The sequence below is a fragment of the Sorangium sp. So ce296 genome (assembly GCF_051529605.1).
GTDB classification, from domain to species: domain Bacteria; phylum Myxococcota_A; class Polyangia; order Polyangiales; family Polyangiaceae; genus Sorangium; species Sorangium cellulosum_D.
In genome coordinates, this window is the sequence record NZ_CP150325.1 from 623,856 (window position 1) to 645,344 (window position 21,489).

At 74.7% G+C, this 21,489-nt stretch carries 16 protein-coding genes; 4 read left to right on the forward strand and 12 right to left on the reverse strand.

Annotation, left to right across the window (positions count from 1 at the left end; all coding sequences use genetic code 11):
* Window positions 1-23: 23 nt before the first annotated feature.
* Entirely contained in the window at window positions 24-1,568 is a 1,545-nt protein-coding gene (locus WME98_RS02450; protein WP_437949782.1) for a serine/threonine-protein kinase, read from the reverse strand.
* A gap of 249 nt (window positions 1,569-1,817) precedes the next feature.
* On the opposite strand from WME98_RS02450, the gene pdxH reads away from it, so the two are divergent.
* Complete coding sequence (gene pdxH, locus WME98_RS02455) at window positions 1,818-2,405, forward strand: pyridoxamine 5'-phosphate oxidase (protein WP_437949783.1); 588 nt, start codon at window positions 1,818-1,820, stop codon at window positions 2,403-2,405.
* Between the two features lie 48 nt (window positions 2,406-2,453).
* On the opposite strand, the gene WME98_RS02460 is transcribed toward pdxH, so the two are convergent.
* On the reverse strand, window positions 2,454-2,807 hold the full coding sequence (locus tag WME98_RS02460) for an HNH endonuclease (protein ID WP_061623111.1): 354 nt from the start codon (window positions 2,805-2,807) through the stop codon (window positions 2,454-2,456).
* Between the two features lie 179 nt (window positions 2,808-2,986).
* Between WME98_RS02460 and WME98_RS02465 the strand changes: the two genes are divergently transcribed.
* Window positions 2,987-3,400: a secondary thiamine-phosphate synthase enzyme YjbQ gene (locus tag WME98_RS02465; RefSeq protein ID WP_061623112.1), complete on the forward strand. Its 414-nt coding sequence runs from the start codon at window positions 2,987-2,989 to the stop codon at window positions 3,398-3,400.
* A gap of 13 nt (window positions 3,401-3,413) precedes the next feature.
* On the opposite strand, the gene WME98_RS02470 is transcribed toward WME98_RS02465, so the two are convergent.
* Window positions 3,414-3,872 carry a globin domain-containing protein gene (locus tag WME98_RS02470; protein WP_437949784.1) on the reverse strand — a complete coding sequence of 153 codons (459 nt, stop codon included), beginning with the start codon at window positions 3,870-3,872 and terminating at the stop codon, window positions 3,414-3,416.
* A gap of 310 nt (window positions 3,873-4,182) precedes the next feature.
* Here WME98_RS02470 and WME98_RS02475 point away from each other — a divergent pair, with 310 nt between their 5' ends.
* Window positions 4,183-5,799, forward strand: a complete 1,617-nt coding sequence (locus WME98_RS02475; protein ID WP_437949785.1) for a sigma 54-interacting transcriptional regulator — start codon at window positions 4,183-4,185, stop codon at window positions 5,797-5,799.
* Between the two features lie 96 nt (window positions 5,800-5,895).
* On the opposite strand, the gene thpR is transcribed toward WME98_RS02475, so the two are convergent.
* The gene (thpR, locus tag WME98_RS02480; protein WP_437313354.1) at window positions 5,896-6,483 is read right to left on the reverse strand and encodes an RNA 2',3'-cyclic phosphodiesterase; all 588 of its coding nucleotides are present in this window, start codon (window positions 6,481-6,483) and stop codon (window positions 5,896-5,898) included.
* Window positions 6,484-6,500: 17 nt separating this feature from the next.
* Entirely contained in the window at window positions 6,501-8,432 is a 1,932-nt protein-coding gene (locus WME98_RS02485) for a M2 family metallopeptidase (protein WP_437953950.1), read from the reverse strand.
* 444 nt (window positions 8,433-8,876) lie between these two features.
* On the opposite strand from WME98_RS02485, the gene WME98_RS02490 reads away from it, so the two are divergent.
* A complete protein-coding gene (locus WME98_RS02490) occupies window positions 8,877-9,917 on the forward strand; it encodes a phosphatase domain-containing protein (protein WP_437949786.1) in 1,041 nt (346 codons plus the stop codon).
* 31 nt (window positions 9,918-9,948) lie between these two features.
* On the opposite strand, the gene WME98_RS02495 is transcribed toward WME98_RS02490, so the two are convergent.
* The 7 genes from WME98_RS02495 to WME98_RS02525 all read right to left on the reverse strand — a co-directional run bounded on the left by WME98_RS02495 (window position 9,949) and on the right by WME98_RS02525 (window position 21,402).
* Window positions 9,949-10,779 (reverse strand): glutathione S-transferase family protein, encoded by an 831-nt coding sequence (locus WME98_RS02495; protein WP_437949787.1) that lies wholly within the window; start codon window positions 10,777-10,779, stop codon window positions 9,949-9,951.
* A gap of 38 nt (window positions 10,780-10,817) precedes the next feature.
* Window positions 10,818-12,287, reverse strand: a complete 1,470-nt coding sequence (locus WME98_RS02500; RefSeq protein ID WP_437949788.1) for an alpha-amylase family glycosyl hydrolase — start codon at window positions 12,285-12,287, stop codon at window positions 10,818-10,820.
* A 267-nt stretch (window positions 12,288-12,554) separates the two neighbouring features.
* Window positions 12,555-13,499: a hypothetical protein gene (locus tag WME98_RS02505; RefSeq protein ID WP_437949789.1), complete on the reverse strand. Its 945-nt coding sequence runs from the start codon at window positions 13,497-13,499 to the stop codon at window positions 12,555-12,557.
* Between the two features lie 143 nt (window positions 13,500-13,642).
* Window positions 13,643-14,248: a hypothetical protein gene (locus tag WME98_RS02510; protein WP_437313360.1), complete on the reverse strand. Its 606-nt coding sequence runs from the start codon at window positions 14,246-14,248 to the stop codon at window positions 13,643-13,645.
* A gap of 57 nt (window positions 14,249-14,305) precedes the next feature.
* Entirely contained in the window at window positions 14,306-17,518 is a 3,213-nt protein-coding gene (locus WME98_RS02515) for a hypothetical protein (protein WP_437949790.1), read from the reverse strand.
* Window positions 17,519-17,952: 434 nt separating this feature from the next.
* Window positions 17,953-20,139, reverse strand: coding sequence for a metallophosphoesterase family protein (locus WME98_RS02520; RefSeq protein ID WP_437949791.1), 2,187 nt, complete (start codon window positions 20,137-20,139; stop codon window positions 17,953-17,955).
* Window positions 20,140-21,402 carry an ATP-binding protein gene (locus WME98_RS02525; RefSeq protein WP_437949792.1) on the reverse strand — a complete coding sequence of 421 codons (1,263 nt, stop codon included), beginning with the start codon at window positions 21,400-21,402 and terminating at the stop codon, window positions 20,140-20,142. It abuts the gene before it with no gap.
* Window positions 21,403-21,489: the final 87 nt, after the last annotated feature.

The following is a 21,489-nucleotide window of genomic DNA, read 5'->3' on the forward strand; positions in this document are numbered from 1 at the left end:
ACCTCTCCTGGGCGCACGCGATGTCATCGCGGATCGGAAAAAAGATCGTCCGGGCGGGACGGCGTAGGCCGAGGCGGCGGCGAAGGCCGCCCGGGCGGCCGCGCCGCCCTCGCCGATGCGCTCGGCTTCGGCGCAGCGGCCGCGCTCGCCGCCGGCCGCGCCGTCCCGATGGCGCTGACGGTCACGGTCGCGCTCGCCCCCGGCTGCAGCGCGGCGCCGCCGTCGGGGAGCTCGGCGAGCCCGCCGGCCGCGGGCTCCGCCGTGTCGCGCGGCGACGATGCCTCCGGCGCCGACGAGGCCGTCGGCGCGCCGGGCGCGGCGTCCGGCGCGGGAGCGCGGAGCGCGAACACCCACGCGAGCCCCGCGCCGCCCAGGAGCGCCGCGGCGATGGCCGCCGCGATCCCGAGGGCGCGCGCCCCGGCGCGGCCGCTGCCCGACGAGGCGCGCGTACCGCCCCAGGAGCGATCCGTGGCCGCGCCGTCCGTCAGGAGCGCCGTGGGCGCACCCCACGCCGAGCCGGCCGGCACGCCCCGGCCGCCGGAGCTGCCGCCGGGCGGCGGCGGCGCGCTGCCGGGCCCGGGCGCCGTGGAGAGCGGGCGCCGCCCGGGCTCGCGGCCCCCCTCGGCGCTCCCCTCCCCGATCGCGTCGAGGCGGACCCGCAGCACGCGCGCGGCGCGCTCGGCGAGGTGCTGCGCGTGGGGCGGCGCGAACGGGGCCAGCTCGGCGGCGAGCTCGGCGATGTTGCCGAACCGATCGGCGGGGTTCCGCTGGAGGCAGCGCTGCACCGCGCGATCGAGGCGCTCGGGCACGTCGGCGCGCAGCCCGCGGAGCCGCGGCGGCCCCTCCAGGATGCGGTCGTAGATCTGCATCACGGAGTCGCCCTGGAAGGGGATGGCGCCCGTGAGCAGCTGGTAGAGGATCGCGCCCATCGACCAGACGTCGGCGCGGGCGTCGACGCTCTTCGAGGAGACCATCTGCTCGGGCGCCATGTAGAGCGGCGAGCCCAGCATCGCCGAGCTCTCGGTCATGTCGTGCGCCTTGGGCGCGGCGGGCTCGGAGGCGAGCGCCATCTTGGAGATGCCGAAGTCGATGACCTTGATGAGCGGGCTGCCGTCGGCCCGCTGGCTGAGGAACAGATTGCCCGGCTTCAGATCCCGATGGACGATGCCGAGCGCGTGCGCCTCCGCGAGCGCCTCGCACGCCTGCAGCAGGTAATCGCACGCGAGCTCGACCGAGAGCGGGCCGCGATCGCGCAGGAGGGCCTTGAGGTCGGTCCCCTCGAGGTACTCCATCACGAGGTAGGGCTCGCCCCGCGCGAGCGTGCCGACGTCGAACACGCGCGTCACGTGCTCGCTCCGGATGCGCGCCGCAGCCTGCCCCTCGCGCAGGAAGCGGGCCACCAGATCGGCGCGCTCGCGGGCCTGGGGCAGCAGGAACTTGATGGCCACCCGCTCGCCGAGCAGGCGATGGCGGGCGGCGACCACCACGCCCATCCCGCCCTCGCCGAGGACGCGCTCGACCTCGTACTTGTCCGCGAGGACGTCCCCCACGTTGACCGGTGCGACCATGCACGCCCTCGCTCTGGATCTCCGCTAGTATCAAAACGACGAGTGCGCGACAACGCGGGCTTTCCCGGAAAGGAAAGCCGCCGCGCCCTCCCCCGCGCGTCCTCGCCCCACGCGCGGCTCGTTGCCTCGCCGCGCCGGCAGCGGCGCCGCCGCCGCGCGCGGCGCTCAACCCGAAGCGGCGCGGCCGATATTGGCCGTTCGGGTTCGCCACGCGCGCTCGCTGCCTGTATATGAATGCCGCAATTTCACATGACGAACGAGCCGACCGACCCCTTCGTCCTCGCGCGCGAGCTCCTCGAGCAGCGGCAAACCACCGAACCGACCGACGCGACGGCCATGACGCTGGCCACGGCGGACGCGTCGGGGCGCCCGTCGGCGCGGATGGTGCTGCTGAAGGGCATCGACGATCGCGGGTTCGTGTTCTTCACCAACTACGAGAGCCGCAAGTCGATGGAGATCGCGGCGAACCCGTTCGCCGCGCTGTGCATCCACTGGGCTAAGGCGGCCGAGCAGGTCCGCGTCGAGGGCCGCATCGAGCGGGTCAGCGACGCGGAGTCGGACGCCTACTTCGAGACCCGCCCGCGGGGCAGCCAGATCGGCGCCTGGGCGTCTCGGCAGAGCGCGCTGCTGCCCTCGCGCGAGGCGCTCCTCGAGCGGGTGCGCGAGATCGAGGCCCGCTTCGACGGAGGGCCCGTGCCCCGGCCGCCGTTCTGGGGCGGCTTCCGCGTGGTGCCGGAGCGGATCGAGTTCTGGCGCGGCCAGGAGAGCCGCCTGCACGACCGCGTGGTCTACCTCCGCGACGGCGACGGCTGGCGCGTCGAGCGCCTCTACCCCTGAGCGCAGCGCGCCGAGCGCCCTGCCCCCCCGCGCCGCGGGATGGCCCCGCTACGTCCCGGCGCCGCGGAGGCGGCTCGCCTTGCGCTCCCGGAGCCGCTCGATGATCGCGACGAGCTTCGGGTCGTCGCGGCGCCGCACGTCGAGCCGCATTCCCTTCAGCGCATTGCACCGGCCGCACGCGAGCGCCAGGTTGTCGAGCGCGTCCGTCCCGCCGTGCGTGCGCGGGACGATGTGCTCGATCGTCGCGCGCTGGATCGGCTCGCCGTCGAGGCCGACGACGACGTGCGACAGGCAATGGATGCACTTGCCCACCCACGCCGGTTGACCGCGGATCTCCGTGCGCTCGAACGTGGCGTCGGTGGCCACGATGTCGAGGATCAACCGTCGCCGCGCGGCCTTCACGGCGCTCGAGCGTAGCCCCGCGGCGCGGGGCCCGCACGCGGTTCGCGCCGGGCCGGCAGGTGGGCTATGGAGCCCCGGAGCCGGCGCGCGCCCGCGGCGACAGGCGGCGCGGCCGCGCGGTCGTAGGGTCGTTGATTGCGCGCTCCGTCACGCCCCGTGACGCGCGCGCGGGAGGAGCCATGAAGTCGAAGACCGAGTATTTCTACTTCGAGACGAAGGCCAAGCGCGAGCTCATCAACGTCACCGACCGCGTCGCGGCCGTCGTCGCCGCGAGCGGCATCCGGGAGGGCATGGTCCTCGTGAGCGCCATGCACATCACCGCCGGCGTGTTCGTGAACGACCACGAGCCGGGCCTCTGGGAGGACATCTGGGCCTGGCTCCAGCAGCTCGCCCCCGACGGGCCCGACTACCACCACCACCGGACCGGCGAGGACAACGGCGACGCCCACCTCAAGTCGATCCTCGTGCACCACCAGGTGATCGTGCCCATCACCGCGGGGAAGCTCGATCTCGGGCCCTGGCAGCAGATCTTCTACGCCGAGTTCGACGGCAAGCGGCGCAAGCGCGTCGTCGTCAAGGCGATGGGCGAGTGACGCGCCCGGCGCTCTAGCCGCCGGCCTGCGCCGCGGGCACCTGCGCCTCGGGCCGGCCGGCGCAGTACGCCCGCGCTCCGCGCTGCATGAGCGAGGCGATGGCGCCGAGCGCGTCCGTCCAGGCCTGCTTGTGCTCGGGGGTCCAGTCGGCCGCGGCGACCTCGGCCATCGCGGAGATCAGGGCGTCGGCGACCCAGGGATACATCGCGTCCGTGACGCCGTAGTCGACGTGCTTGGCCCCCATCGCCATGAGCTTCTCCTCGAGCCACGGCGCGTCTTCCAGCCGGTCGATGACCGCGACGAGCGCCTCGGCGAGCATCTTCTCCTGGTGCTCCCGGCTGTTGCGGCCGAAGAGCGGCTTCACCTGCGGATATCGCGAGAACAGGATGCCGTAGAAACGGTGAGTGAGGTTGGGCTCCCTCCCGATCACCAGCTCGAAGCTCTCCCGCAGCAGACCCACGTTCAATCCCATGACAAACCTCCGTGCCCGCGCGCCGTGCCCGCGCGCCCATCGCCTTCGCCGTCGAGCTCCCCCGCCGGCGCCCAGGGAATCGCACGGGCTGTGCCAGCCGCGTTTCTCCGGCCGAGCGCGCCGATCCCGCCGGCTCGGCGCGCGCCGCGAGCCGCGGCGGTTTCCTCCAGGAAACCCGGGTCCCCGATCGCGCGCAGCGGCGCTGGCCGCGAGAGGCCCGTCGCCGCTTGCCCCGCCGGTCCCCTCGGTGTTTCCTGCGGTGGTTTCCGGAAGGAAACCGCCGCCGCATCCGTCTCCTCGAGGAACCCGCGTGACGCTGCTCGACGCCGTGCTCAGCCTGTCCGAAGCGCCCGAAAGCGGCGAGGCGCTGCAGCGGATCCTGCGCGCCCTGGCGCAGGTGACGGCGGCCGACGCGCTCTCGGTGCTCGCGGCCGCCGAGGACGGGTCGGTCGGCGTCGCCGCGCAGATCGGGCTGTCGCCGGCCGCCATGGGGCTCAGCTTCCGGCCCGCGGAGCACCCGCGGCTCCGCAGGGCGACGCTCGCGGCCGGGCCGATCCGGTTCCTCGACCCGAGCGAGCCCGACCCCTACAGCGGCTGGCTGCTCGGCAACGCCGGCGAGATCCACCCGATCCACGCCTGCATGGCCGTCCCGCTCCGCGTGCAGGGCCGCCTCGCCGGCCTGCTCACGCTCGACGCCCTCGATCCCCACGGGCTCGGCGATCTGCGCGACGAGGACGCGCGCGTGTTCGCGGCGCTCTGCGCCGGCGCGCTGCGGCTCGACGCCGGCCTCGCGCCGGCCCTCGCCCCCGGGGCGCGCGAGGCGCCCGGCGGCCCGGCGCTGCCCGGCCGGTCGGCCGCGATGCAGCGGATCGAGCGCGAGATCGCGATGCTCGCCCCGCTGTCCGTGCCGGTGCTCGTCACGGGCGAGACGGGCGTGGGCAAGGAGCGCGTCGCCCGCGCGCTCCACGAGCGGTCGCCGCGGGCGAGCCGGCCGCTCGTGATCGTCAACTGCGCGGCGATCCCGGCGCAGCTCGTCGAGTCGGAGCTCTTCGGCCACAGGAAGGGCGCGTTCACCGGCGCCACCGCGGCGCGCGCCGGCAGGTTCGAGGCGGCGCGCGGCGGGACGATCTTCCTCGACGAGATCGGCGAGCTCCCGCTCTCGGCCCAGGCGCAGCTCCTGCGCGCGCTGCAGGAGGGGGAGATCCAGCCCGTGGGCGAGGATCGGCCGCGCCGCGTCGAGGCGCGGGTCGTCGCCGCCACGAACCGCGATCTCCGGCGCGAGGTCGCGGAGGGGCGCTTCCGCGCCGACCTGTTCCACCGGCTCTGGGTCTACCCGATCTGCGTGCCGCCCCTGCGCGAGCGACGCGAGGACATCCCGGCGCTCTGCGAGCGCTTCGCCGCGGAGGTCGCGGCCGAGCTCGGCGCCGAGCGCGTGGACTTCACCGAGTCGGCGCTGCGCGCGCTCGCGCAGGGCGCCTTTCCGGGCAACGTCCGCGAGCTGAAGAACACCGTCGAGCGCGCCGTGCTGCGCCGGACGCTCGCGGAGGGCAAGGGCGCCGCGGGCCGGCGGCTCGTGCTGCGGCGCGAGGACGTCGGTCCCGCCGAGACGACCGCCTCCGGCGCGCTGGAGCGCTCCGGCGCGCCGCTGGTCGAGGCCGCCGGAGAGCGGCTGCTGCTCGGGGGCGCGCCGCTGGTCGAGGCCGCCGGAGAGCGGCTGCTGCTCGGAGGCGCGCCGGGCGAGGAGCCCGTCGAGGCGCTGGCCGAGACGCTGGAGCGCGCGCGCCGCGAGGCGTTCGCGCGCGCCTTCCGGGCCGCGGGCGGCAACGCGGCGACGGCGGGCCGGCTGCTCGGGCTGAGCCGATCGTTCGCCTACAAGGAGGCCGTGCGCCTCGGGCTCATCCCCGCGCCCGTCCCGCGCAAGCGCTGAAGCGCTCGCGGGGGCGGCGCGCCGCGGGCCCGTTCTCGATCCCGGGACGCGCGGGCGTCGGGGCGCCGCGACGCGACGCCGACGCCCGGGCGGCGCTCAGCGCCCCTGCTCCGGGGCGCCGATCCCCTCGAGCGGGACGCGGGCGAGCGCGGTGTAGCGCGCGCCCTTCGGGGTCATCTCGCTCTGGTAGACGACGATCTCCTCGACGCGCGTCTCGCCGAAGTCGACGTTGCCGATCGCCTGAGCGCACGCGTCGAGCGCCGGATCGCCGCGCGGGTCGCGCGAGCGGGCGAGGGTGAGGTGCGGCTCGAACGGCCGGTCCTCCGGCACGTAGCCCGTCGAGAGCGAGAGCGTCTGCTCGAGATCGCGGTGGATCGCGGTGAGGGCGCCGACCGCGCCGCCCACCCCGAGCCAGAGCACGCGCGGGCGGCGCCGCGTGCCGAACGCGCCGCCCTTCTCGATCCGCAGCGTCAGCGGCCTGTGGAAGGCGGCGACGCTCCCGGCCGCCGCGATGACGAGCGGCAGGCGCTCCTCTCCGATCTCGCCCATGAAGGCGAGCGTGATATGCAGCCCTGCAGGCTCCACCCACTTGGCGGACGGAGCCCGGGGCGAGATCTCCCTGAGGAGCTCTCCGACCTTGGCGAGGAGCTCGGCTCCCGGATCAACAGCGACGAAGACGCGCACAGCTCACCTACGCTCGATTACCACCCACAGACTTCACCCTTGTTCTGCTCCTTGAGCCACCTCCGGAGCGGCTCGAAGTACTCGAGCATCGCGCTCGGATCGGCCTCGGTCTCCCCCGTCATCGCCTTCATCGCCTCCTGCCACGGCCGGCTCGCGCCGAGCGACAGCATGGCGCGCAGCTTCTCGCCCGCGGCCGCGCTGCCGTAAATCGAGCACGCGTGGAGCGGCCCCGTGTGCCCGGCCGCCTTGCAGAGCGCGCGGTGAAACTGGAACTGATAGATGTGCGCGAGGAAATACCGCGTGTACGGGACATTCGCCGGGACGTGGAACTTCGCCCCCGGGTCGAAGTCGGCCTCGCTGCGCGGCACCGGCGGCGCGACGCCCTGGTACTTGAGCCGGAGCGCCCACCACGCCTTGTTGTAGTCGGCTGGCTTCGTCTTGCCCGAGAAGACGTCCCACCGCCACTGATCGATGAGCTTGCCGAACGGGAGGAACGCGACCTTGTCGAGCGCCGTCTTCAAGAGGAAGTTGATGAGCCCCTTCTCGTCCTCCGGCACCCTGTCGACGAGCCCCTGCGTCTTCAGATAGCTCGGCGTCACGGAGAGGGCCAGCGTGTCCCCGATCCCCTCGTGGAAGCCGTCGTTGGCGCCCTCCTGGAACAGGATCGGCAGCTTGTAGTACTGGTTATAGTAATAGATGTGCCCGAGCTCGTGGTGGATCGTGATGAGATCCTCCTCGTTCGGCCGGATGCACATCTTGATGCGGAGGTCGTTCCTCTGGCCGACGTCCCAGGCGCTCGCGTGGCAGACGACCTCGCGGTCGGTGGGCTTCGTGAAGAGCGACCGCTCCCAGAACGTGGCCGGCAGCGGGTCGAACCCGAGCGAGGTGAAGAACCGCTCGCCGAGCGCGACCATCTGCTTCTCGTCGAGCTTCTTCGCCTTGATCTTGCGCGTCACGTCGAGCGACGGCTGGCCCTTGTACGGCTCCATGAGGCCGTAGACGTTCGACCACGCCTGGGCCCACATGTTGCCGAGCAGGTGCGCAGGGATCGGGGCCTTGTCGCCGATCCTGTCCTTGCCGTACGTCGCGCGCAGCCGGGCGCGCACGTAGCAGTGCAGCTCGTCGTAGAGCGGCTTCAGCTGGCCCCAGAGCCGCTCGGTGTCGGCCTCGAACGCCTCGGGCGGCATGTCGTACCCGGCCCGCCAGAGCGCGCCGAGGTCCGCGAAGCCGACCTCCGCGGCCCCCTTGTTGCCGAGGGTGACGAACCGCTCGAACTTCGGCCGGAGCGGCGGCGCGATCGCGTGCCAGCCCGTCCACGCGTCGAGCAGCTCATCCCATTTGCGGCTGGTCTTCATGATCTCGGAGAGATCGTCCAGCGCGAGACATTTCTGCGCCGGCGGAGCCCCCGCCGCCGCAGCGGCACCGGCCGGGGCCGGCCGCGCCGCCTTGCCTTTCGGGCAGTACTTGCCCTTGCCATAGAGGCTCGTCATCTCGACCGAGAGCGCGGCGAGCTCCGCGCGCTCCGCCGGGTCGCTCGGGGCCGGCAGGGTGGTCGAGATCTTGAGCAGCTTCAGCTGGCGGGCCAGATCCGCGGGCAGCGCGAGGCCGTCGAAGCGCCTCGCCGCCTTCATCGTGCGGTTGAGGTACTCCATGCTCGCCTCGTCGGCGGAGGCGGCGAGCGCGTCGGTGTCGTCCGTGAGGAACGTCTGGTTCACCCACCCCGCGCGCGCGGACTGGAGCCGCAGCCGGCGCAGGTCCCGGTCGACGCCGGCCAGGAAGGCCTGCGCCTCGGCGACGTTGGGCGGCGCCTCCGCCGGGAGGGCGGCCTGGGGCCGGGGGGCCGCGGGCGCCGCCGGGGGCGCGGGCGCCTCCCCGCCGGGGGCCGGCGGCGCGGGCGCCGGCGAGGCGGCGCCGCTGCAGGCCGACCCGAGCCCGAGCGCGACGAGCATCAGGGGGCGCAGGATCGGTGTCCGGGCAAGGGCGTAGCGGACCACGCGCCCTTCATACACGCCGGACCGTGCCGAGGGAACCAGGAGCGACGTGCCTTCGTCGCGGCTCGGCCCCGCGGCTCGGCCCCCGCGACCAGGACGAACCGCGCTCGCCGTGACGGCTGCCAAGCGGCCGTGAACTGCCGTTACAATGCGGACCCACCATGAGGAATGCGCTCGCGCCCAGGCCCCCGCTCCCGGCAGTCCTCGGCCTCGCCGCCCCCGCCGCCCCGCCCGCCCGCGGACCCTGCGCGCAACCGAGGGGCGGCGGCCCGGCGCAGCGCCCCGCCGCGCCGATCCGCGACGCGGCGGGGGGCGCAGCGCGCTGCGACCTCCCGGGCCGGTGCGGGCGGGTGCCCCACCGCGCGGCGCAGCTCACGACCGTGTGCGCACCGGGCGGCGGCCATGAGTGAGCTCGAGAATTTCTCGTTCGTCCTGCCCGGCGAGCTCGCCGGCATGGCGTACCCCCACGCGCCGCGGGCGGTCGAGGAGCTCGTGGAGCTCGGCTTCCGCAGCATGGTGTCGCTCTCGCGGCGGGCGCCTTCGCCGCACGCGCTCGGCTCGCTCGTCCACCTGCACTGCCCGCTCGCGGACTTCACGCGCATCCCGAGCGTCGACCTCCTGCGCGCCGTGGCGTTCCTCGAACGGGCGCCGCGGCCCGCCGTCGTGCACGGCGAGGGCGGCATCGGGCGCACCGGCGTGGTGCTCGCCTGCCGCCTCGTGGCGCTGGGCCGGTCGTCGACCGAGGCCATCCACGAGGTGCGGCGCGCGCGGCCCGGCTCGATCGACGACCCCGAGCTCGAGGCGTCCGTCGAGGAGTTCGAGCTCTTCTACCGGAGCGGGCGCGAGACGTCGACGTCGGCCCCCTTCAACTTCGCGCCCGCGTCGCCGCTCGACCGGGTCGTGCACGGCGCGGAGCGCCCCGGCTTCGGGATGGCGCTCTGGTCGGCCTCCGGGATCCGCTCGTCCGTGGTCGCGCCGCCGGGCGCCGCGCAGCACCCCGATCCGAGCGACGCCCCCGTCGAGGCGTGGCTCGGCTTCATGGCGCGGCAGGGGATGCGCGAGGTGCTCTGCCTGCTCGACGAGGGGGAGCTGGCGCTCCATCGGGTCCCGCTCCTCGGCCGCTACCAGCGCGAGTTCCTCCGGGTGACGCACGTGCCGCTCGAGGGCGGGGCGATCCCCTCGCCCGACGCCCTGGAGCGCGCGCTCGCCGCGCTGCGGCGCGCGGAGGCCGGCGGCGCGCCCATCGTCGTGCACTGCGCGTCCGGCGCGGGCCGCGCGGCCGTCGTGCTGGCGGCGTGGCTGCGCGCCCGGCACGGCCTCGCCCCGGACGCGGCGATCGGGGCGATCCGGGATCACGCGCGGCACTTCGGCGCGCGCCGCGAGCCGCTGAAGGCAGGGCCGGCGGTGCGGGACCTGCTCGCGAGCGTGCCGGCGCGCGGCTGAGCGCGCGGCGGCCGTCAGCGCGCGCCGAGCGTCACCCGCCGGCGGGGGGGCCGGCCTTCCGGTGCCGCTGCTCGCGGTAGAGGCGCTGGACGAAGGCGCCGGCCGGCTCGGCGCGGAGCGCCTCGATGAGCTCGCGGAGGACGGCCGGCAGCCCGGCGAACGGGAAGGGCACCGGGTGGCGCTCGGGCACGATCAGCGGCGCGGCAAGCGCGGCGAACGTGAGATCGGCGGCCGAGAACCGATCGCCGACGAGGAACGGGCGCCCGTCGCGCAGGCGCTCGTTCACCGCGTCGAAGACCGCGCGGAGCTTGCCCCCCGAGCGCTCGGCGCCGGCGGCGTCGATCCGCATCGCGCGCCTCATGACCGCCCGCGCGACCGGGAAGTAGGCGCGGAAGGCGCCGCGCCCGAACCACGAGGGCGGCGCCGCGCCGGCGCCCTCGAGCGCGCGGAACGCCCCGCTCATCACGGAGAACATCGCCTCCTCGTCGGGCAGGGCGTGGAAGTACGCGACGCGGCGCACGGCGGGGCCGAGCTCGCGATCGAAGCGCGCCTCGAGCGCCTCGATGTCGTCGCGGCGCGCGCCGGGCTCGCCGGAGAAGAGCGCGTGCTCCGACGGGACGAACGCGTCGGCATAGCGCAGGATGTCGGTGGAGTCGGAGACCGCGCCCGCCCGCGTGACGAGCACCGGCACGGTGCGGCGCCCGCCGGCGCGCAGCGACGGGAGCGCGTGGGCGAGCGGGAGGTAGGGGTCCTCGCGGTACGGGACGCCGGCGCGGTCGAGCGCCCACCGCGCCTTCTCGCAGTAGTGGCTGAAGGGGATGGTGACGAGGCGGAAGGGCGCGCCGGCGCCGGTGTTCGACATGGGGACCTCCAGGCGCGGGGCGACCGGGCGCCGGCCGATCAGCGCCGGATCTCGAAGAGGTGGACGCCGTAGGCGGGGAGCTCGACGCCGAGGCCGCGCGACAGATCGACGAGCTCGTCGCCGTCGCGCGGGTGCTCGTTGCCGGTCATGAGGTCGACCAGCAGGACCTTGCGGCCGGCGACGCCCGCGACGTCGAGCGGGATGCGGCAGCCGCCGCGCGACGGGGCGAAGTTGACCACCGCCACGAGCGGCGCCGCGCTGCGGGGCGCGCCGCAGGCCGGGAGCGGCTCCCACCGGTAGGCGACGAACGCGTCGGCGCCCGGGCCGCGCGGGGTGAGCGTGGCGAAGCTGCCGGTGCGCAGGATCGGGCGGCGCACCGCGCCGAGCAGCCGCTCGTGGAAGGCGAGGCACGCCTGGTCGACCGGCTCCTCGGGGGCGCGGGCGAGGTGCAGCGAGGCGCGCACCGTCCGCCCCTCGAGCTGGCCGTGGTGGATGAACCGCATGCCGGGCACCGTCGCCGCGATGAACTCCGCGGCCCGGCGCCGGTCCGGCGGGAGCACGGCCGCGATGCGCGGCTCGTCGTGGTGCTCGATGAAGCGCACGCTCCGGCGCTGGTAGTCGGGCGTGGCCGCGAGGTGGCCGCGGACCGAGGACGCCGAGGCGTGGCTCAGCCGATCGTAAAGGCTCTTGTCGAAGGTGTAGTCGAACCCGAGCATCTGCAGGCGCCACTCGAGGTCCCAGAACGCCTCGCCGATGAAGACGAAGCTCGGGTGGTCGCGGCGCACGGCGTCGATGGCCTCGGCCCAAAACTCGCCCGTGGCCTCGGCCTTTCGCTCCTTGGGCGGCCGCTTGGACCACGTGTGCCGGAAGACGTCGTCGAGCACGAGCATGGCCATGTCGCAGCGGACGCCGTCGCAGCGCGACGCGACGCTGCGGAGCGCCTCGGCGGACGCGGCGCGCGTCGCCGCGAGGCGGTAGTCGAGCTGGGCCGTGTCGGGCCACGGCGGGATGTAGGGGTCGCGCCCGCTGAGCGGGGCGCCGTCGTCGCCCTGGATGAAGCACTCGGGCTTCTCCTTCACCCAGTGGTGGTCGCGCGCGACGTGGTTCGGGACGTAGTCGAGGATGAGCCCGATGCCGCGCGCCGCGAGGCGCCGGCGCAGATCCGCGAGCGCGGCGTCGCCGCCGAACGCGGGGTTCACCTCGTACCGCGCGACGGCGAACGGGGAGCCGACCACGTCGGCGTCGGTCCAGTCCGGCAGCACGCGGTCGTACTCGGCGCGCAGGTCGGGGTGCGCGAGCGAGAGGCGCTGGCCCTCCTGGCCGAGCGTCCAGACGCCCATCAGGTACACGTAGTCGACGCCGAGCGCGGCGAGCCGGTCGAGCGCCGCGTCGGGCACGCTGGCGAGCGTCACCCTGGCCTTGGCGGCGCGCGAGAGCTCATGGAGCCAGACGCGCACGAAGATCGCGTACAGCAGAGGGTGCTGGTGGGCAGGGACTAGGGAGCTCATCGATTGGATTGGGGACGGCGGGCCCGCGAGGGAGTCGCGGGCAATCGGCGTCGGCGGGCGATTGTCGGCGGGCTCGGGTGGTCCCTGCAAGCGCGATCACGCGAGGCGGGCGCCGCGCCGAGGCTGCGCGCGCCGTCCAGCACAGAGGTCGCCTCGAAGAAGACCCGTCCGCCCTGGCTGCGGCGTGGGCGCGAGCGACCGGCGCACGCGCCCGCGCGCCACGCGCGCCACGCCTGATTGCGGCGTGCGCCGGCGCGGCGGGCGGCGCTAGCCGCGGCGCGCGCGACGCGCGCGGTTCCGTCGAGCGACGGCGGCCGCCGCGCCCAGGGCGACGAGCGGCAAGGCGAGGGGCGTCGCGGCCTCCTCGGGGGACAGCCGGCAGCCGCAGCCGCCCTGCTTCGGCTCCACCGGCGGCGGCGCCTCGTCGGGCGGGAGCTCGGCGGCGGAGGGCGCCTCGGCCTCCGTGGGCTCGGACGCGGGCTCGCCCTCGGACCCCTCCGCCTTCTCGGTCTCGCCGCTCTTCTCGGCGTCGGCCTTGTCCGCCGGCTTGTCCTTCTTTTTCTTCTCGCCGGTGAAGACGATCGCGCGGCGATCGATGATCTCGTTCTCGCCCTGCAGGGTGATCTTCTGCTTCTGCCCCATCTGCACGCCGTCGCTCGCGCGCTTGATCACGAGCTCGTACTCGCCGGCCTCGAAGCCGCGATCGCGCCGGAGGACGAAGTCGAACTTGGTGATGGAGAAGACCTTGCCGCTGCCGTCGGAGAAGCCGACGTCCATGCTCTCGTTGATCGACTGCTGGTTCTGGAGCGGGATGCGGTTCAGGATCGGCTTCTCGGGCGACTGGTCGGTGAGCGCGCGCTCGTAGTGCACCGTCGGCGTGAACGAGAACAGCATCGGGATGTGCGAGAGGTGCGGCGTCCCTCCGTAGTTGATCGTCATCTTGAGCTTCCAGCGGCCGTCGTCCTCCTTGGGCGAGCGATCGGCGATGGTGACGGTGCCCGCCGCGTGCGCCGCGGTCGCGGGCAGCCACGCGCCGATCAGGGCGAGCGCGGCGGCGACGACGCGCGCGAGCAGGAGCCGGCGGCCGCCTCCGGCGAGGCGGGACGCCGCTCCGGGGCGCGCGTGGGCAGGGCGAGCGTGAGGACGCTCGGCGCGCTGACGTCGCGCGCCGAGCTGAGACAGGGGACCGGTTCGAGGTCGGGCGGTTCGCATGCGCAGCACGCTACCAGGGATTTCATGGAGACGAGGCGCGGACGAGAGGGCAGGCGGCGCGGGCACGGGGCCTCACGGCGGGCGAGGCGCCGCGCCGACGCGCGGCGTCCGAGGGGGCGCGGCGCCCGCCGGGGAGCGCGGGCTCAGTCCGGGAACCAGAGCAGCGCGTCGGAGGTGGGCTTGTAACAGGCCTGGCGGCCCGCCTCCTCGTTGTCGGTGCAGCTCGCGTTCTCGAGGCAGTCGATGATCTCGTAGCGGCCGGAGGCGTTGTAGATCGTGGTGAACATCGCGCGCTGGGCCGCCTCGAGCTTGGTGAACGCGGCCTGGCAGTCGGGGACCGGGATCTTCTCGCACCGGGACATGCGCGCGCAGCGGGCGTCGATGACGGGCTTCGCCGTGGGCTCGTCCGGGTTGATCTTGACGGCGATCTCGTCGTTGCACTCGAGGATGATCTGACTCCGGTCGGGCGAGCTCTCGGTGGCGGCTTCCATGCGCCGCGAGAAGCAGCTCGTCATGGCGCGGAGATAGGTGGGCGAGGAGGTCGGGTAGGCGGCCTTGCACGCGTTGAGGTGCTCCCAGGACGCGCCGGCGCGCTGGAGCTTGGCGAGCGCGGCGCACCACTCGGCCTGGGCGGCGATGACGCCGTCGCGGTCCGGGAAGTTGGTGGGCCGCTCGGAGCAAGAGGCCAGCTGGCCGAGCATCGACGCAGCCACCGCGATCGGCAGGGCCAAGGATCGAAGGGCGGGCATGGGGCCGACCCTAGCACGTAGGCACCGCGGAGCGCAGTTTCCGGGACGCGCCGATCGTCAGGGCCGGTTTGGCAGGAGCTCGCAGCGGAGCCGCGCGCCCCCGCGGAGCGCCGCGGCCCCGCCGGGGCCGAAGACCGCGCCGAGATCCTGCGCGCCCCGGGCCGCGGCCCGGATCTCGATCGCCTCGACGCACAGCGCGCCGCGGCCGCCGGCGAGCAGCGCGGCCGCGGGGGCGTCCTCGTCGAGGAGCGGCGCGCCGCCCCTCGACGAGAGCCGCAGGGTGATCGGCAGCTCGGCGATGAACCGGTGCGACGGCCGAGCGCCGCCGCAGCCGCCGGCGCCGATCTCGGCGAGGGACGCGAGAGACCCGAGCGGCTCGACGGGGCCGACCTCACCCCGGGCGGCGTCGAGCGGCGCGGCGACGACCTCCCCCGAGGCGACGGCGTAGCCGACGAGCGCGAAGCCCGGGGCGTCGAGCCGCCGGCCGAGGGTGAGCCGGGCGCCGGCGACGTCGGGGACGGGCGCGAGCCCGGCGACGGCGAGGGTGGCCTGCCGCGTGGCCAGGACGAGGCTCCGCTTGCCGGCGTCGAAGGCGAGCAGGTCGCCGCCCGGCAGCTCGGCCGCGGCGGCGATCGCGCCGGCGTGATCGAACGGCAGCAGCGCGGGCGGCGCGGCGCCCGCGGGCACGCGGAGGGCGCGCCGCCCGTGCGGCTCGTCCGCGTCGAGGAGCAGCAAGAGATCCGCGGGCGCCTTGGCGCCAGGCGCGAGCAGCACGGGGACGGCCTCGCCGGTCGCCATGGCGAGCGAGCGGTCGCGGAGGGAGACGCGGCGGGGCGCAGCCGTGCCCGCGAACGGCGGGAGCACGCTGACCATGAAGACGCCGTCGCGGAGCGCGCCCAGGGGGGAGGACGCAGCGGTCCACAGCGAGACGACCGGGGGCGCGCCGCCGAGGAGCCGGGCCGCCGCGGGGGCGCCCGGCGCTGCGAGCGCGATCCGGCCGGCGCGGCCCGCAGGGGGGCGCGGCGCCGGGAGGGCGGCGGGGGGCGGGGGCGTGGGGGGGTCGTCGTCGAGGCGACAGGAGACGAGCGGCGGAGGCGCGGTCCGCGGCGCGGGGCTCGCCGCGGGGGCGTAGGGCGGCGGCGCGCCGCGCGGCGGCGGCGGGGAGCCGCCCCAGCCGAGACGGACGAGGCCGTGCTCGCCCATGGCGCAGCCGATCGGCGAGCAGGCGAAGGGGGCGCCCTCGTCGAGCGGAGGCTCGATCTGGCGAGCGGGCGGGCCCTCCACGGGGCGCCACGAGCGGCCGCCGTCGGTCGACTCGAAGTAGGCCGGCGGGTCGTCGCCCGTGGCGGCGAGCGCGAACCGGCCGCCGGCGACGACGTGCGCGACGGCGGCCGGGAGGGGGTAGACGGTGATGCCGCCGCGCGCGTCGATGCGCAGGCCGGCGAGGCGTCCGCCGCGGCGGGTCGAGAGCAGGCGCGCGGCGGGCGCGTCCACGTCCGGCGGCGCCGCGCGGTCCGGCGAGGCGCCGTCGGCCGGCGAGGTGGCGTCGGCCAGGTGGAGCCAGCCGCGCACGGCGCCGTCGTCGTCCTCCCAGAAGTCGGTGTCGACGAGGCGCGGCGAGGCGGGGTCGGCGAGCGCCGGGAAGACGCCGCCGGCGAGCGCCGGGTCGCGCTCGCGCACGCGGATCACGCGGACGCCCTCGGGCGGTCGCGCGCGCTCGCGCGCGACGGGAGGCGCCTCCAGCACGAGCGCGGTCACGGTCCCGCGCTCGCCGGCGATCCAGCGGTAGAGGTGCGCGGCATCCTCCCCCTCGATCCGGCGCTCGACCCAGCGGCCGCCGCCGGCGCGCACGCAGACGCGCGCGGCGCGGTCCTCGGCGGGCGCGCCGCGCGGGGGGCGCGCCGCCGGGGCGCGCGGCTCGTCCGGCAGCGGCAGCGCGGTAGGCCAGGGCGACCGCTCGCCGTCCGGCGAGGCGGCGCCGTCCGGGCTCTCCTGGAAGTCGTGGAGCCCGGGAGGCGCGCTGCCGCACCGGCCGGCGAAGGCGAGGCGGCCGCGATCGTCGCCGAGGAACGCCCCCCGCGAGGTCGCGATCGGATCGGGGTCGCGGCCGCGGGGCGGAAACGTGGCCTCCAGGCGCGGCGCGGACAGCGTCGTCTCGAGCCGGAGCACGTGGGCGGCGTCGTGCGCGCACGCGAGCAGGACGTCCTCGCCCGCCCGGAACGGCTGGCAGCGCGCGTAGCGCGGGTCGAGGCCCTCGATCTCCGCGTCGGCGATGGGCTGGGCCGTCGCCGCGGCGAGCACGGCGAGGCCGCCGTCGCGGGCGACGAGCAGCCTGCCGCCGGGGAGGAGGGCGCCGGCCGCCGCGGCCAGCGCGAGCGCCTCCGGGGCGAGCCCGCGGCTCGAGGACGCGCCGGGCAGCGGGTCCCGCGCCGGCGGGAGGTGGAGCGAGGGGCTGGGGCCGTCGCGCGGCGGCGCGGGCGCGGCGCGCACGAGGCCGGCGGCGGTCACGCGGAGCGCGGGGCTGCCCGAGGGGCCGAGCAGCGCGACCTCCCCGCGCCCTTCCTGGAGGAGCGTCGTGGCGAGCCCGTGGGCCTCGAGCACGTCGACCCAGGTGACGCCCCCGTCGAGCGTGACCGAGGCGCGGCCGAACAGGTCGAGGCGCGCCGCGCGCCGTGCGTCGACGGCCACCGCGTCGACCACGCCCGCGACGCCGAAGCGCCGGACGGCGAGCGAGGACGGGTCGACCTCGAGGAGGCCGCGGTCGCTGCGCAGGACGATGGCGTCGAGGTACGGCCGCGCGCCGCCGGGGGCGCCGACGTCGGCGATGGGCGCGAGCGCGCCGAGGAAGTCGCTGGCGCGGTAGACGCGGCCCTCGGACCACAGGACGAACCCGCCCCCGAGGCGCGCCGGGATCGACCGGAACCCGCGGAGCGGCTCGGACGCGGGCGCGGCGGCGAGCACGACGCCGCCGTCGAGGCGCACGCGGACCCCTTCGTGGAGCGCCGGCTGCGGGCCGGGCGCGGGCGCGCCATCGCCGGGCGCGGCGGCGTCGAAGAGGACGCCGACGCCCTCGGTGAGCGCGTAGCGCGCCGGAGAGAGCGGCGGCACGTCCGAGGGCGCGGCGGCCTGGGGTTTGGCGGGCGGCGGAGGGCGCTCGGGGGCGGCGCTGCAGGCAGCGGCGAGGGCGAGCCCGAGGAGGACGCCTGCGCGGGAGGGCATCGCGGCGGCGGCGGTCGCGCGGTGCATCGGGTGGGCGGTCGAAACGTACACGGCAGTGGGGTCCTGGTCGAACGGTTCGAGCGCCGTCGGGTGCCGCCCTGCGCTCTCGCGAAGGTCCACCATCGTGCCGAGACCACCGCCCTGCGCTCTCGCGAAGGTCCACCATCGTGCCGAGACCACCGCCCTGCGCTCTCGCGAAGGTCCACCATCGTGCCGAGACCACCGCCCTGCGCTCTCGCGAAGGTCCACCATCGTGCCGAGACCACCGCCCTGCGCTCTCGCGAAGGTCCACCATCGTGCCGAGACCACCGCCCTGCGCTCTCGCGAAGGTCCACCATCGTGCCGAGACCACCGCCCTGCGCTCTCGCGAAGGTCCACCATCGTGCCGAGATCACCGCACGGCGGTCTGGCAAGGCACGACGGTGTTCTCGCGGCCCGAGCGCTTGCCGCCGCCTTGCGCACAGAACGCGGCGCCTCGCCGCAGACTACAACCGGAGCAGCAGCGCCTCGCGCCCGGCGGGCGTCGTCACGTGCTCGATTCGAGGCTCGTCTGCGGAAGGCGCGACGGCGCCGACCAGGACCAACGCGGCGTGGCCAGCACCGGAAAGCCCGACATATGTATCGAGCTCCGCAGCGCTCGCGACGTCTTCGTCGCGGGCAGGATCGTGGACCACGTTCACCTGGACGACGGCGCGCTGTGAACCCGGCTCGCCCATGGTCCCGATCACGAGATGTGAACGCACGTCGGAAAGCGACGAGACGGAGGCTTGACGATAGACCGGACCGTCAAGGATCAACTCCAGAGCGGCACGGATCACCAAGGGTGCGTCTCTCATGAACGCCCCGCGATCGATCTCGAAGTCTTGCTCAAAGCGGCGGAACGCATGAGCCGCACGCAAGAGCGCCTTCTCCATGAACTGAGGATCTGTCCTTTCGATGCGTCGTGCGTCCTTACTCTGCTCTTCGATCACCTCGCGGACCAGCCCGACCCATCGGCCAAGGGCCCACAAGCGCGCGACGTCCGGCGAGAGCGCCACCGCCGCATTGGCAGCCTTCCGCAAGGACTCCGCCGACAAGCGCCCTTCGGGCACAACGATTCCAAGCTCCGCCGCTAGCTCGCGCTGCTCCGCCGGAGGCGCGGACGAAAGGACCATCTCCGCCGCGCGCTCCAGCGGCTTCGCCAGCGCGCTCTTGACGCGCCGCTTCTCCGGCAGTGAAAACGTGTGGCAGTAGCCCTGGTCCGCGTCGTCCGGGAAGACCTTCGGGTCGAGCACCCACGGATCGGCGCCGGACGAGAACGCATAGGGGCGCAGCCGCACGGCGCGACGGCGCGCCCAGATCTCGCCAAGGAAACAGCCGTTCGGCCATTGACTCCCCTGGTAGGCCGCCGGCCCAGCCACCTCTACATAGCCGCCTCGCGGGCTCAGGATCGTGCGCGTCTTGTCCTTGTGCAGGTGACCGCGCAGGACGAGTTCGAACGAGCGCTCGAAGATCCGCTCGATCTCCTCGCGCTCCACCTCGTGCAGGTAGTCGAACGGGTGGTGCAGCAGCGCGATCGCAAAGGAGACGCCCTCGTCCGCGAGCCGCTGTGCCGCACCATGCGCGTTGGGCTCGCCCAGCCAGAGCTTGCCGTGATCGTCATCCCCCTGCGCGAACCACGCCGAGTTGAACGACGCGACGCCGATGCGCGCGCCGCGCACGTCCACGACCTCGACGGCCTCCGCGCCCGCCGCGAGCCCCAGCGGGCGCGAAGCGCCGAGCAGATCGCGGAGTCCTCCGCGGTAGGCGTCGAACTTCTTCTCGTGGAAGCCTCGGCTCGCCGGCTCCTCGAAGAACGCGATCGCCTCGTCGTCTCTGCTCAGGGTCCGGAGCAGCCACCGGCCCACGTCGCGATCCACGTCGTGGTTCCCGGGGATCACGAAGAGCCGCTCCGGCGGCACCCCCGTCACCTCGATCAGCTTGCGCAGGAAGTCCACGACCAGCGCGTACTCTTCCCGCTTGCCCGATTGCGCGAGGTCGCCCGTCAAGAACACCAGATCGAGCGGGAACTCGGCCCGGTCCCGCTCCAGGAACTCGAGGAGACCGCGCAACACGCGATCCTGGTCGTAGCGCTTGACCCGCTGAGGGCGGAGGTGGATGTCCGAGAGGTGCAGGAACCGGATCGGCTCGTCCTGCAGCGCGGGCGCTTCGATGGCCGACGGCGCGACGCCGAGCCGCGCGGCGATCGCCGCCATCTCGCCGGCGGGGGGAACCTCGTAGCTCTGCGCGATCCACGTGAAGAAGTCCGGCGCATGGCTCCGGAGGATCCGCTCCGTGTCGCGCGGCACGAGCAGCACCATGGGGCCGGCGAGCTGGCGCAGGAGCTCGCGCTCGGCGTTCAAGAGGCGCGCGAACGCGGCGCCCGCGAGCGCCCCCCGGGGGTTCGCCGCCAGCACGAAGCCGTCCGCAGGCGCGCGGCGCGTGAGCTCCGCCCAGCGCGCTGGCCCGTCGTTGAACGCGCACTCGCCGAGGTCGGTCACCGTCATCGGCGCCGCGCGCAGGACGTCGAGCAGAAAGCGCCGCGAAGGCTCTAGATCGACCTCGCTGGCAACGGTGGCGAGCAGCAGCGTGGCGGCGCCCCGCGCGAGCGATAGCCGCGCCCTCAGCTCCTCCATGCGCGCCTCGGGCGACACTCAGCAGCGCTCCATCTGGCGAAGGAGCTGCTCCACCGGCTCGGGCAGGCTGTACCACGCCGTGCCGTTCCGGTACTCGACTACCCAGAGCCCGTAGAGGAGCTGCTTGCTCACCTCCCCGCCGCCCTCCAGCTGGCACTCGTCCCGGACCTTCTTCAGCACGGGAAGGAACCGGGGCTCGTAGGCGCGCCGGAACGACTCGCGCTGATCCGCGATGGCCGCCTCGACGTCCTGCGGCTCGACGAAGCTGCCGCGCCGCACGTGCGCCTTCACCACGCTCGACTGCATGAGCCGCGAGAGCTCGCGGATGTTGCCTCCAGAGCCGACGATGGCGCGATCGAGCGCCTCGCTCATCACGATCCCGAGGTCGATCGGGTTGACCCGCGCTTCGACGATCCTCCGCAGGATGCGCTCGCCCTTGCTGGATCTCCGGCGCTCGCGCGTCGTCGGATCGAAATCCCAGAGCCGCACGGCAGGGAGCACGGCGCTGTCGGCGTTGTTGTACCGCTCGCTGAGCACGTTGAACGTCGGCTCGTACACGATGGAGAGCGGGATCGTGAGGATGGCCGACCCCGGCGCCTCGGCCATCGGCTTCCGCTTGTCGTCCAGGAAGGTGTCGCGCGCCTGCGCGGGGGGCAGCTTGTCCAGGCCGTCGAGGATCACGACCGGCCGCCGCTCGGACAGATCCTGAAGGATCAGGGTGAGCAGCTCCAGGGTATGGTCCGCGCCGCCCTGCGCGGCCCGATCGCGCAGCTCTTTGCGGATGCCATCGCTGTCCCGAGCCCTCGCGAGATGGCGCCTCAGGGCGGTCGCGAGCGCGTCGGGCTCGGGAGGCGGTGCCGAGCCCTCCAGCTCCTCGATCCAGCCCCGGCATGCCTCGATTGTGCCGGCCGACGGCACCGCTCCCGTCCCTCTGGCCTGCGAGAGCAGCGCGGCCATCGCGGCGAGGTGCATCTCGACCGCGCCGAGATCCTGCACCGCGGTCTGCGCCTCGAGGTCCACGAACGCGGCGATCCGCCCTTCGCTACGCAGCCACTGGGCCACGCTGAGGAGCAGCGTCGTCTTTCCGCACCCGGGCTGGCCGGCGACCAGGAGCTTCGCGTTGTCGTTGAGGTCGAGCGCCGCCTCGAGCTGCTCGCGGTAACCCTCGTGGGCCTCCCGCACATACGAGGAGCCCGGACCGTCCCCGGCGTCCTGGTAGGGCCGGTAGATCGGATCGAAGACCCGCGTCAGCTCCCGGAACTTCTCTCGCGCATCGATCATGGCGTCCCCGCGACCCGAGGCGCAGGCAACGCACGATACGCCGCGAGGATCGGGCCTGCAAGCGAGCCAAGGCGCTGCTCCGCCGAG

Excerpts from the sequence above, each read along its gene's own strand:
- WME98_RS02450 (WP_437949782.1), bottom strand. The coding sequence starts at position 1,568 with ATGGTCGCACCGGTCAACGTGGGGGACGTCCTCGCGGACAAGTACGAG.
- pdxH (WP_437949783.1), top strand. The coding sequence starts at position 1,818 with ATGACGAACGAGCCGACCGACCCCTTCGTCCTCGCGCGCGAGCTCCTC.
- WME98_RS02465 (WP_061623112.1), top strand. The coding sequence starts at position 2,987 with ATGAAGTCGAAGACCGAGTATTTCTACTTCGAGACGAAGGCCAAGCGC.
- WME98_RS02470 (WP_437949784.1), bottom strand. The coding sequence starts at position 3,872 with ATGGGATTGAACGTGGGTCTGCTGCGGGAGAGCTTCGAGCTGGTGATC.
- WME98_RS02485 (WP_437953950.1), bottom strand. The coding sequence starts at position 8,432 with ATGCTCGTCGCGCTCGGGCTCGGGTCGGCCTGCAGCGGCGCCGCCTCG.
- WME98_RS02490 (WP_437949786.1), top strand. The coding sequence starts at position 8,877 with ATGAGTGAGCTCGAGAATTTCTCGTTCGTCCTGCCCGGCGAGCTCGCC.
- WME98_RS02495 (WP_437949787.1), bottom strand. The coding sequence starts at position 10,779 with ATGTCGAACACCGGCGCCGGCGCGCCCTTCCGCCTCGTCACCATCCCC.
- WME98_RS02500 (WP_437949788.1), bottom strand. The coding sequence starts at position 12,287 with ATGAGCTCCCTAGTCCCTGCCCACCAGCACCCTCTGCTGTACGCGATC.
- WME98_RS02505 (WP_437949789.1), bottom strand. The coding sequence starts at position 13,499 with ATGCGAACCGCCCGACCTCGAACCGGTCCCCTGTCTCAGCTCGGCGCG.
- WME98_RS02510 (WP_437313360.1), bottom strand. The coding sequence starts at position 14,248 with ATGCCCGCCCTTCGATCCTTGGCCCTGCCGATCGCGGTGGCTGCGTCG.
- WME98_RS02525 (WP_437949792.1), bottom strand. The coding sequence starts at position 21,402 with ATGATCGATGCGCGAGAGAAGTTCCGGGAGCTGACGCGGGTCTTCGAT.